Below are 11,667 nucleotides of genomic sequence, written 5' to 3' on the forward strand. Positions count from 1 at the left end.
TTTCAAAACATGTCTACACCACGCTCGCGAGTTTTAATTGTCGATGATGACGTTGCGACTATCAGACTTATCGCGGAAGCATTAGCGCCTGACTACGAAGTTATCATTGCCACCAGTGCTGAAGAGGGGTTGGAACAAGCCAAGTGCACTGAGCCGCAGTTGATTTTGCTTGATGTGCTTATGCCTCAAATTAACGGCTTCGCGTTATGCCGCAAATTAAAGTCTGATGAGCAAACGCGTAAAATTCCCGTCGTTTTTGTCACGGGCCTTGCGGAAGTGAGTGATCAGGCCAGAGGATTCGAAATCGGCGCCGTCGATTACATCACCAAACCCATAGAAGTTCCCCTATTACGGGCCCGCGTTAAAGCCCATATTCGACTGTATTTACAAAACCTGCAATTGGAATCTCTGGCGGCAACGGATTCTCTGACGGGCTTATCGAATCGACGCAAATTTGACGAGAGTCTCACCCACGAAATTGAGCGCTGTCAGCGAAGTCAAAGCGAACTCGCCTTGATCATGATCGATATCGATGATTTTAAAGCCTACAACGATACCTATGGTCATGGAAAAGGGGATGATTGCCTGGTAACCGTGGCCAATGTTTTAAAAAATAGTGCCAGACGGGGCACCGACTTGTGCTGCCGACTTGGTGGTGAAGAATTTGCCATTATTCTTGGTGAAACAGACCGCGTGGGTGCTATGGCATTAGGTGAAAGCATTATTTCGAAATTTCACGACCTGCAAATAGAACACGGCAGTGCTAGTAGTCATCCTTACCTTACAGTCAGTATTGGGGTGTCGGTGATGGATTTAAGAAGTGCGCTGAGAAATCGCGTTGAGGGAAGGGAGTTGGTCGATAAAGCGGATGAAGCCCTTTATCGGGCGAAATCCATGGGTCGCAACAGAGTTGAATTCACCCCTCTTAATTTTCCTATGGTTAAGAAGATCAGTTAGTCGCACTTACCCTGAATACCAGGGATTGCCAGATACCGGGTATCCGTTTATTGTAAGTGATACTAAAGACGCATCGATGGATTAAGTTTATCGATTGCGTCTGCTATTCCTCAGATTGCAGTAAAAATGGACAGAACATTGGAAAAGTTTCCCCCCGTCACGCCTGTTGATGATTTAAAAGCACTTATTATTGATAATCAGGGGTTAGTCCATGATGTGGTAAGTAATGCGCTGAAAGATGCGGGCATTCTTCGCGTCGACAGTGCATTTAATGCTTTTCATGCCATTCGGTTGTGTGATGAAAACGTGTACGACATCGTCATGATCGCATTCAATGTCAGCAGCGATAAAGACGGCTTCCATCTGTTTGAAGAACTCAAGCATTATCAGCATATTACTGATAAAACGACGGTTGTGTTTCTTAGTGCAGAAACGAGCCAGGCACTGGTCAATTGTATTGTTGAGCTTCAACCGGATGATTTTTGGGTTAAGCCGTTAGATAAGAAGCGTGTCACTCAGCGATTTCAATATCTGCTCAATATTCGTAGAAAGTTACATAAGTTGCTCTGCTGTCTGCAAAATCATGACTACTCCTCGGCAATTTATTACGCAGAGCGCCAGCTAACGGATAAAACCGTGAGTGAATTTCATCCACGGTTGAAGCGCATTATTGGTGAAAGTTACCTTGCACTGCGAGACTACAGCAAAGCGGAGTCCTATTTTCACGACCTGTTGAAACAGTACGATCATGCCTGGATACACATAGGTCTTGCCCGGGCGCTGCTACGGCAGCATAAAATGGAAGAAGCCGAAAGTTTGCTGGAAGACTTACTGGCGCGGGATGATACCCGTTTTATGACCTATGACTTGCTGGCGCAATATTACATCGAGAAAGAACAGTTTGATAAAGCGTATGAGCAAATGCGCGAGGCAAGTAAGCTAGCTCCCAGGAATATTGAGCGCAATAAACGGGTTTGGGACCTGGCAAGGCTGAATCATGACAAGTTGGGGCAACTGCTCGCCGTTCAAAATATGGCGAAATATGCAAAAAATTCTATCCATGATTCTCCCGAGCTGACACTCAATGTACTGCGAGCGACAGTCGATGTAGCGACATCGGCTAATGGGGCCGAAGCGGAGAAGTTAGTTAAGAAAGTTGAAACCGACCTTATTGAATTTGAGCGCCAACAAGGGCTAGACAAAGAACTCGCCGATCAACGCGCAGTGTTGCAAGCAAGACTGCTGTGCTTGAAAAATGACAAAAAGTCAGCTGAAGCCATCATGAAGACGAAGCGTCCGGATACCGACGGATTATCGATGGAAGACAATCTCGACAAAATGAAAGCATTTCATGAGCTCGGTATGCGTGAACATTGCTTATCGATGTTAGAGAAATTACATCGTCAGATTGCAGGTGATACTTTCACCAGTCAGGTGGTTGATGAATATCTCAAACAAGAATCCATTGAGAGAAAAGAAATCAACTTCACAACTCGCGAACTGAAAGAAATGGCGGCGGTGAATTACAAAGAAAACCGTTTTGGCCCGGCTTATCAAAATCTTAAACAAGCGCTGACGCTTTCTCCCGACAACAAGCAGATTGCGCTTAGTTTGTTGAAAATCATGGTACAACTAAATAAAAAAGAACCGCTTAACAACGCGCAAATCGAAACCGCGGTGAAAGCGGCAGTGTTACTGAGTGACGATTACCTGGGGCCTGCCCAAGCGGCGAAGCGAGATGAATACATTGCGCAGATGAATATCGCCGCGCAAATCCAGGAGAAAAAGACGGTTTCAGACAACCTGTTGAGTTAACTACTCCGGCTTTCAACAATCGCTCAGCATGTTGCTGAGCGTTGTCCTCGAAAGTAAGCTACCCAATCAGCATGGTCTGACTTAACTTGTTCTGCATACTCCATACTGATCCTGCGCAGCGCATCCCGGTTTGCTTCTAGTACCGTCAAGGCCGCTAATTCAAACTCCACAGAGCGGCGGTCTCCGCGACAATGTGCAAATGCCAGCGCTTCTCCGCAAACTTGCGCAAAATCCACAAATCCTCCGTCAATACTACGGTTACCCATACAGATATCTTCTGGGCTTATCCCCACTCGTGCGTGGTGTCTTGAACGAATAAGCCAGTGTTTATCCGACCATTCGGCTTCGTCGAGTAAGAGGTCTGGTCGTCGCTTCATTTTACGTTGACAGCGAGCGGTTAAATGGGCGGGGTTTAATCGGTTGACCGGTGATAAATCTGGATAATAAAACAGAGGAGCCGCTTCTCGCTGCTGCTTTACTTCGACAATATGGCAACGGGCGAAGGTGGCTTCATTATGGGGCTTGGCCGGGCCGACGAGAAAATAAAAGCGATCGAGGTTGTTTGAACCGGTACCAGCATGATTGCGCTGAACAATATCAATGACATCGTCATCCATATACGGGGCAAAGGCTTGTTTAACCGCAGTATAATAATGCGGAGCTAATGGGGTGAATTTGTCACTATTTTTGCGAAATGCCAAACCGTCATCTCGCATTTGCACGGCCTTGGCCAGCGCACTTTTGGTTAAAAATTCCTCACCGCCTGCAGCTCTGGCGCAAGCTTTATTGTAAAATTTGTGCAAACGGGTGCCGGGCATGATGTCTTCTACGGCATCATAAAGTGCTGTAGGGTCGTCAGCGACCCGTTCGCATACTGTGAGGTAGCCATCGAGAAAGGCGTCCATGGCGAGCTCAACGTGTTCACTATCGATAACGGCTTTAATCGTAACCTGCTTAGGCGATTCATATTTACCGCTGCGCACGCCTTCACAATGTTCTCTGGCAAGCTCAAGCGACACAAGAAAGCGAACAATATCCCATCCGGCATGACCTACGCAGGCATCGTCAAAATCATTGGGAGAAAAAATAATGGTATCGCCGTGAGAGCCTTCTTCGGTCATAAAGCCAAAGTTACTCATGTGACAGTCGCCTACCACGCACGTTAACGGCAAGGAGAGCAGGGCAGCGTCAAATTGTACATTTCCAGCCTTCCAGTCGGCGTAAAAAAGCTGGGCACTTCCACGATAGAATGTAAAAGGCGACTGTGCCATTTTAGCGTGCTTGATAAGCAAAGGATCGGGAGAGCGCCCATCGATTCGCAGAATGTGTGTATCGACAAATTGGTGTCGCGGACTCAGTCCGGCAAAGCTATTTTCTGTCATCATAACGTCACTTGAACTTATTATTTGAGTTTGTCAGAATCGGCCATTGAGTTTTTTCGCTCAAACATTGGCTTGGTAATCGCAAAAACTGATTGGACCGTTCAACATTACTAATTATCTTTTTAAACTCAGTGAGTTTAATCTTGTCTCAAGTCAACAGAACAGGGTTTGTTACTCAACACAGGGCAAACCAAGTTCTAAATTATTACGTAAATACCGTGTCACTTTGTCAGCTGGTGTAACCGGCGCGAAAAGACACAAAATAAACTACATTAATGGAGATTAACAATGGCAATTATTAACACTGCTATCAAACCTTTTAAAGCAAACGCATTTAAAGATGGTGAATTTGTAGAAGTAAGCAGCGAAGACATCAAAGGAAAGTGGGCGGTATTTATCTTTTACCCAGCTGACTTCACTTTTGTATGTCCTACTGAGCTTGGCGACATGGCTGACAAGTACGAAGAACTGCAATCACGTGGCGTAGAAGTATTCTCAGTATCTACTGATACTCACTTTACACACGCTGCATGGCACGCGTCTTCAGACACTATCGGCAAAATCAAGTTTGCGATGATTGGCGACCCTACTGGTGAAATCACGCGTAACTTTGATTGTATGCGTGAAAACATGGGTCTGGCTGACCGTGGTACGTTTGTAATCGACCCGGACGGTATCGTTCAGGCGATGGAAATCACTGCAGAAGGTATCGGTCGTGAAGCAGATGACGTAGTACGTAAAGTTAAAGCGGCGCAATACGTAGCCTCTCACCCAGGTGAAGTATGCCCGGCAAAATGGAAAGAAGGTGAAGAGACATTAGCACCTTCACTGGACCTGGTAGGCAAAATCTAAGCTTACCTAGCGTTCCTGATTGGGTGCAGGCCACTGCCTGCACCTTCTTAACACTGAAACAAAAGGCAGATATACCGTGTTAACTAAAGAAATTTTACAAGCATTGAAAGGCTACACCGCATCGATGCAGAAAGATGTAACATTCGTTGTACAAACTGGCGAACATGCCAAGCGCAATGAACTGGTTGAATTTCTGTCTGGCGTTGCAAGTGTAAGTGACAAAATCAAACTGGAAGAACGAGATACCGACGGCGTTCTTCGTAGTGCTACCAGTTTTCTTATAGAGGCTGACGGTGAAGACACAGGCATTCGCTTCTCAGGCGTTCCAGGTGGTCATGAGTTTAACTCACTTATCCTGGCACTGCTTCACTCATCTGGCACTGCATTAAAAGTCGATGAAAATGTACAAAATATTGTGAAGGGTGTAAATGAACCCCTGCACTTTGAAGTGTTCATTAGCTTAAGCTGTCACAACTGTCCGGACGTGGTTCAGGCGCTCAACCAGTTTGCGTTGCTGAATCCTAACATCACTTCAGAAATGATTGACGGTGGTGTATATCCGAAGTTGATTGAAGAACGTGATATTCAAGGTGTACCTAGTGTGTACCTGAATGGCGAGTTGTTCGCTAACGGTAAAGTAGATGCGTCTACATTAATCGACAAGCTATTAGAGCGTGACCCTAGTCTGAAAGAGGCGAATAAGGGTAAGAGTATGCCATTGCAAGACGTTACCGTTATTGGTGGCGGTCCGGCTGGCGTAAGTGCCGCGATTTATAGCGCACGTAAAGGCTTAAAAGTGACTATCGTTGCTGACCGTTTTGGTGGTCAGGTTAAAGATACGATGGGTATCGAGAATTTAATTTCTGTTTCCAAAACTACTGGTCCTGAGCTTGTGGGTAACCTTCTGACACACATGAAGGATTACGAAATCACGCTCAAAGAGCACGTGAAAGTCGAAAACATCGAGCGCGGCGATATCAAGGTAGTTGCCTTGTCATCGGGTGAAGAAATTCGCACTCGTACCATCATTGTTGCCACCGGTGCACGTTGGAGAGAACTCGGCGTACCAGGCGAGAAAGAGAACGTAGGTAATGGTGTGGCATACTGCCCGCACTGCGACGGTCCTTTCTTTAAAGGCAAGGATGTAGCGGTAATCGGTGGTGGTAACTCGGGAATCGAGGCTGCACTTGACCTGGCGGGTATCGTGAAATCGGTGACGGTATTTGAATTTATGCCGACGCTGAAAGCCGATGAAGTACTGGTTAAACAGGCAGAAAAACGCGACAACGTGACGATTCTGCGCAACGTGGCAACCAACCAAATTGTTGCTGAAAACGGTAAAGTGACGGGTATTGAGTACAAGAACCGTGAAACCGAAGAAGTTACAACGTTGCCACTCGCCGGCGTGTTTGTACAAATTGGTTTAGTGCCAAACAGCCAGTTTATGGAAGGCGTTGTCGATATGACCAAGCATGGTGAAATCATCGTTGATAACAAGTGCGTGACATCTGAAAAAGGTATTTTCGCTGCCGGTGACGTAACGACAGTACCGTACAAACAGATTGTGATTTCAATGGGTGAGGGGGCGAAAGCATCGTTGTCTGCCTTTGAATATCTGTTACAGCACGAAGTGCCAGAGTCTGAAAAGACGGCATAACCATTTAGTGTAAAACGAAATAGCAAACGGCACCCAGCGGGTGCCGTTTTTCTATATGAATAGATGTGTGAATATCACGGAGTCGTCGCCGTTGCCGGCAACTCGACACGCTCTATTTTGCCAACAATGAACAAATACGAGAACACCGCCAGCGCCGCATTTGCTGCTACGTATACCAGCGCCCACTCAAATGAACCGTTCGCGGTGACAATGTAGCCAATAATGATGGGCGTGGTGATAGATGCAACATTACCGAAGGTGTTAAACAGTCCACCAGACAAACCGGCGATTTGTTTCGGTGATGTATCAGACACGACCGCCCAGCCGAGGGCGCCTAATCCTTTTCCAAAGAATGCTAACGCCATAAAGGCGATGACCATCCATTGAGTATCGATGTAGTTACAAACGAGAATGCTGGTGGAAAGTAACAAACCCACCACGATGGGAGTTTTTCGGGCAACGCTTAAAGAGTAGCCTTTTCGCAGGAAGGTATCGGAAATCACACCACCCAGAATACCGCCGATGAATCCGCAAATAGCCGGCAATGAAGCCACAATGCCCGCTTTAAGGATGGTCATATTGTGTTCTTGCACCAGATAAACCGGAAACCAAGTGAGGAAAAAATAAGTAATGGCATTAATGCAGTATTGGCCAAAATAAACGCCAAGCAGCATTCTGCTACTGAGCAAATATCGTACGTGAGAAAAAGTGGGTTTGGTTTTTTCAACATTTGGGGAATCCATATTAATAAGGCCCCCGTTATTGCCAATGTAATCGAGCTCTGCAGCATTAATGCTAGGGTGGTTTCGGGGGCTATAAATGACTTTCAGCCAAATTGCTGAAAAAACAATGCCACATGCACCCATCACAAAAAATACATATTGCCAACCGGCGGTGTAGGTTATCCAACCCATCAATGGGGCAAACAGCACGGTGGCGAAATATTGCGCAGAGTTAAACACCGCCGATGCCGTGCCTCGCTCGGCAGTAGGAAACCAGGCTGAAACAATTCTGGCATTGCCCGGAAAAGAGGGCGCTTCGGCAATACCCACCATGGCGCGCAAAATGAACAGCAAAACAACAACATTGATAAAGCTGAAATAACCCACGAAAGATTGCAGTAGGGTAAATAAGGACCAGGTGAAAATACTGGCCGCATACACTTTCTTTGAGCCAAATTTATCGAGTAGCCAGCCACCTGGGATCTGACCTATCACATAGGCCCAACCAAATGCGGAGAAAATATAGCCCAGGCTTACGGCGTTAATTCCCAGATCATCCTGAATACTAGAGCCGGCTATAGACAGTGTAGCTCTGTCGGCATAGTTGATCGTGGTGACCAGAAAAATCATTAACAGGATCTGATATCGAACCCGTGTAGGCTTTGCTGAATTCATTATTCTCTCTTTTCTATTCAGTGAACGTAAAATACCGGGCGACAGCATCTTACCGGACAACACGGGTACTGCAAAACGGCTTGCTGTACCCGGGTTACATGCAGTGACTTACAATCCCAGATAACTGGTTTTCACTGTGGTATAGAATTCCTGCGCATATTTACCTTGTTCACGGGAACCGTAAGATGAGGACTTGCAGCCGCCAAACGGCACATGATAATCCACCCCTGCCGTAGGCAGGTTTACCATCACCATACCTGCGCGTGCGTTTCGCTGAAAATGACGGGCATATTTTAATGACTGGGTAGCAATACCGGCAGATAAGCCAAACTCTGTGTCGTTGGCTAATGCCACGGCGTGTTCATAGTCTGATGCCCGCAATACACTGGCGACTGGCCCAAACACTTCTTCGCGATTTATCCGCATTTCTGATGTGGTCTCGGTGAATAACGCCGGCGCCATAAAGTAGCCATCGGACTCTCGTTTTAATAGCTCACCGCCAAGTGCCAGCGTCGCTCCCTCATCCTGGGCTATTTTTAGATAAGACTGGTTCTGATCTAACTGACTCTGCGAGACCACAGGTCCGATATCCGTTGTGCTGTCTAACGCATGACCGACTCGAATCTTACTTAATCGCTGTTGCATTTTTTCAATGAACTGAGGATAAATTTTATCGGTAACGATAAGGCGGCTTGAGGCCGTACAACGTTGACCAGTGGAGTAATAGGCGCTTTGTACTGAGAGCTCAACGGCTTTATCTAAATCGGCATCGTCGAGAATAATTTGCGGGTTCTTGCCGCCCATCTCAAGTTGCACTTTCGCCTGACGAGCGACGCATCGCGACGCAATATGGCGGCCGGTTTTTACACTGCCGGTGAAACTGATTGCGGCCACATCGGCGTGCTCTACCAGTGCGTTACCCAATACGCTGCCTTTACCCATTACCATATTAAACACACCATCAGGTATGCCTGAACGGGAAATTATTTCTGCCAGCGCCCAGGCACTTCCTGAAACCAGCTCAGCCGGTTTAAGTACCACACAGTTGCCGTAGGCTAGTGCGGGCGCAACTTTCCACGCCGGAATGGCGATGGGGAAATTCCACGGCGTGATGAGGCCCACCACGCCAAGCGGTTCCCGGGTGACGTTGATATCTATGGCAGGACGTACTGAAGGCAATATTTCACCACTCAGACGCAAACACTCGCCAGCGAAAAATTTAAATATCTGACCAGCCCGGTTCACTTCTCCGGTGGCTTCGCCAAGGGGTTTCCCTTCTTCTCTGGCTAATAGTTCGCCGAGCTCTGAGGCCCGGGCGAGAATTTCATTGCCGATGAAATCCAGCGCATTTGAACGTGCCTGAATATTACTTTGTGACCATGAAGGAAAGGCCTGTTTTGCCGCTTCAACAGCCTGATTAATAGTATGCTCATCGCCGCTAGCATAGTTGCCGATAATGTCGCTAAGATCGGATGGGTTTATATTTTCGCTAGTGGAAGTACTTTCAACCCAGCTGCCGTTTATAAAATGCTTTTTGTAATCGTCCATTTGACGCTCCGTTATAATCTGTTATCAGTGAGAATTTATGCTTCCAGTTTATCGATGAGTGCAGCGAGCTTGTCCATTTCATCGCTATTCAAGTCGGTAAGTGGGGCTCTTACCGGGCCAGCGTCGCGACCGATAATTTTCGCTCCGGCTTTAACAATACTCACGGCGTATCCCGGGCACTGATTTCTGATTTCGAGCAGTGGAAGGAAGAAGGTATCGATTAAATGTTCGGTTGTTGCGGTATCACCACTGGCCAATGCGTTATAGAACTTCATGGCAGTTGAGGGAATAAAATTAAATACTGCAGAGGAATAAACCGGTACGCCAATGGCTTTATAGGCGGCCGCATAGACTTCAGCCGTTGGCAGGCCACCCAAATACGACAGGCGATCACCAAGGCGTCGACGAATGGTAACCATGGGCTCTATTTGACCAAGGCCGTCTTTAAATCCGATAAGGTTAGGGCAGCGCTCAGCCAGTATTTCCAAACTGGTGGCGGTGAGCTGACACACATTACGGTTGTAAACAATAACGCCGATGTCGATAGCATCACAAACGCTACTGACATAGTTGATAAGACCTTGCTGGCTCGCTTCAGTGAGATAGTGCGGAAGCAATAAAATGCCCTGAGCGCCAACACGCTGTGCTTCCTGTGCCTGAGCAATGGCGCAGGGCAGGGAACCGCCAGCGCCAGCAATAATGGGGACTTCGCCTCGACAGGTGTCTACCGCCGTTTTTACTACCTGACTGTAATCATTGAAGTCGAGAGAGAAAAATTCACCGGTTCCACCGGCTGCAAACAATGCGCTGGCACCAAACGGCGCGAGCCATTCAAGTCGGCTGGCATAACTGTCTGCATTGAAACTGCCATCATTGTTAAAATCCGTCACTGGAAATGACAGTAAGCCTGATCCTATGGTTTTTTTGAGTGCGTCAGGGGACATGGGAAACTCCAATTATTCTGATTTAAGTTGTAGGACATCGTACAACTCAAAAATAAGGAGAGTCAAGATCAAAAGTTAATTGTATGTAAAATGTTTGATGTTTTGCGAGGGTGGCCAGCTTGTTTTACTAAGCTGGCGAATGATTAATGCGGGCGTTTTTCACTGGCTTGTGCAGCCATGTACAGGGTGCGGTGGCGCTCTTTACTGTTGGTTAAGTGCATTCTCATTGCTGCGCGAGCCGACGACGGATCTTGTCTGGCGATGGCGAGATAAATGTCTTCATGTTCCATATTCACCCGGTTGAGATAGGCCTGTTGATTAGCTTCAGAAATCGCTGTGCCTTTAATCCGGTTGCGGGGAATGATCACATTGCCGAACTGATTCAAAATATCAATAAAGTAACGATTGCCTGACGCTTTCGCGATTTGAGAATGGAATCTGAAGTCCAGTTTGGAACCTTCATCTTCCCTCGGATCCAGTGCTGTCAGGGCGTCCAGCGTTGCTTTGAGCTCAGCGAGTTGCGCTTCAGAACGCCTTTCCGCCGCTAATGCCGCGCTTTCTACCTCAAGGCTTATGCGCAGTTCGAGTATCTCAATAACGTCTTCTAATGTGTTTAATTCTGCTGCATCCAGAATGAGTGGGGCACCGCTGGAACTCGCTAAAATGAAGGTGCCTACACCGTGGCGGGTTTCAGCTAAACCTGCAGCTTGTAAACGGGAGATAGCTTCTCTAACGACAGTACGACTCACACCGTACTGCTTCATTAAAGAAGATTCCGTAGGCAATTTATCACCTGGCTTCAGCGAACCCTGGGCTATGAGGGCGGTTAGTTGGTCGACTAATTCCTGAGTCAGACTAGTGGTACGTTTTTTTGAAGACGAAATCATAAGCGAATAATTTGTTGCTAAACTTTAAACTTTTGTTAACATGGTTGTACGATGACATACAACCTGGCGCTTGTACATTGTATTTTTTTGCCGATATTCAGGCACAAGTATAAAGCAATTGTATCGCAAGAGAAGGCTAAGCAGTGAATTCGCCGATGCCACTTACAGGCGGTTAGCAAGCGTTTGTCATGCAAGGTCAACATGGTAATCAAAAAGGATTCTTCATGG

The 11,667-nt window shown here is 46.9% G+C and carries 9 protein-coding genes; 4 read left to right on the forward strand and 5 right to left on the reverse strand.

Going from position 1 to position 11,667, the window contains the following annotated elements; all coding sequences use genetic code 11:
• Nucleotides 1-9 precede the first annotated feature (9 nt).
• Together ACXAFQ_RS07930 and ACXAFQ_RS07935 are read left to right on the forward strand one after the other, a co-directional pair.
• Complete coding sequence (locus ACXAFQ_RS07930; RefSeq protein ID WP_474819629.1) at nt 10-957, forward strand: diguanylate cyclase; 948 nt, start codon at nt 10-12, stop codon at nt 955-957.
• 126 nt (nt 958-1,083) lie between these two features.
• Nucleotides 1,084-2,772, forward strand: a complete 1,689-nt coding sequence (locus ACXAFQ_RS07935; protein ID WP_474819632.1) for a response regulator — start codon at nt 1,084-1,086, stop codon at nt 2,770-2,772.
• 23 nt (nt 2,773-2,795) lie between these two features.
• Here ACXAFQ_RS07935 and ACXAFQ_RS07940 read toward each other — a convergent pair whose 3' ends face one another.
• Nucleotides 2,796-4,157 carry a DUF2252 family protein gene (locus ACXAFQ_RS07940; RefSeq protein WP_474819634.1) on the reverse strand — a complete coding sequence of 454 codons (1,362 nt, stop codon included), beginning with the start codon at nt 4,155-4,157 and terminating at the stop codon, nt 2,796-2,798.
• 291 nt (nt 4,158-4,448) lie between these two features.
• On the opposite strand from ACXAFQ_RS07940, the gene ahpC reads away from it, so the two are divergent.
• Nucleotides 4,449-5,006 carry an alkyl hydroperoxide reductase subunit C gene (gene ahpC, locus ACXAFQ_RS07945; protein WP_474820364.1) on the forward strand — a complete coding sequence of 186 codons (558 nt, stop codon included), beginning with the start codon at nt 4,449-4,451 and terminating at the stop codon, nt 5,004-5,006.
• 76 nt (nt 5,007-5,082) lie between these two features.
• The gene (gene ahpF, locus ACXAFQ_RS07950) at nt 5,083-6,663 is read left to right on the forward strand and encodes an alkyl hydroperoxide reductase subunit F (RefSeq protein ID WP_474819637.1); all 1,581 of its coding nucleotides are present in this window, start codon (nt 5,083-5,085) and stop codon (nt 6,661-6,663) included.
• A gap of 74 nt (nt 6,664-6,737) precedes the next feature.
• Here the strand turns inward: ahpF and ACXAFQ_RS07955 are convergent, their stop codons facing one another.
• The 4 genes from ACXAFQ_RS07955 to ACXAFQ_RS07970 form a co-directional block, all read right to left on the reverse strand.
• The gene (locus ACXAFQ_RS07955; RefSeq protein ID WP_474819641.1) at nt 6,738-8,060 is read right to left on the reverse strand and encodes an MFS transporter; all 1,323 of its coding nucleotides are present in this window, start codon (nt 8,058-8,060) and stop codon (nt 6,738-6,740) included.
• 108 nt (nt 8,061-8,168) lie between these two features.
• Complete coding sequence (locus tag ACXAFQ_RS07960) at nt 8,169-9,608, reverse strand: aldehyde dehydrogenase family protein (RefSeq protein WP_474819644.1); 1,440 nt, start codon at nt 9,606-9,608, stop codon at nt 8,169-8,171.
• Between the two features lie 35 nt (nt 9,609-9,643).
• Nucleotides 9,644-10,552, reverse strand: coding sequence for a 5-dehydro-4-deoxyglucarate dehydratase (kdgD, locus tag ACXAFQ_RS07965; protein WP_474819648.1), 909 nt, complete (start codon nt 10,550-10,552; stop codon nt 9,644-9,646).
• A gap of 143 nt (nt 10,553-10,695) precedes the next feature.
• Nucleotides 10,696-11,439, reverse strand: coding sequence for a FadR/GntR family transcriptional regulator (locus ACXAFQ_RS07970; protein WP_474819653.1), 744 nt, complete (start codon nt 11,437-11,439; stop codon nt 10,696-10,698).
• Between the last annotated feature and the right edge of the window lie 228 nt (nt 11,440-11,667).

The organism is Alteromonas sp. ABH2_165, assembly GCF_056159945.1.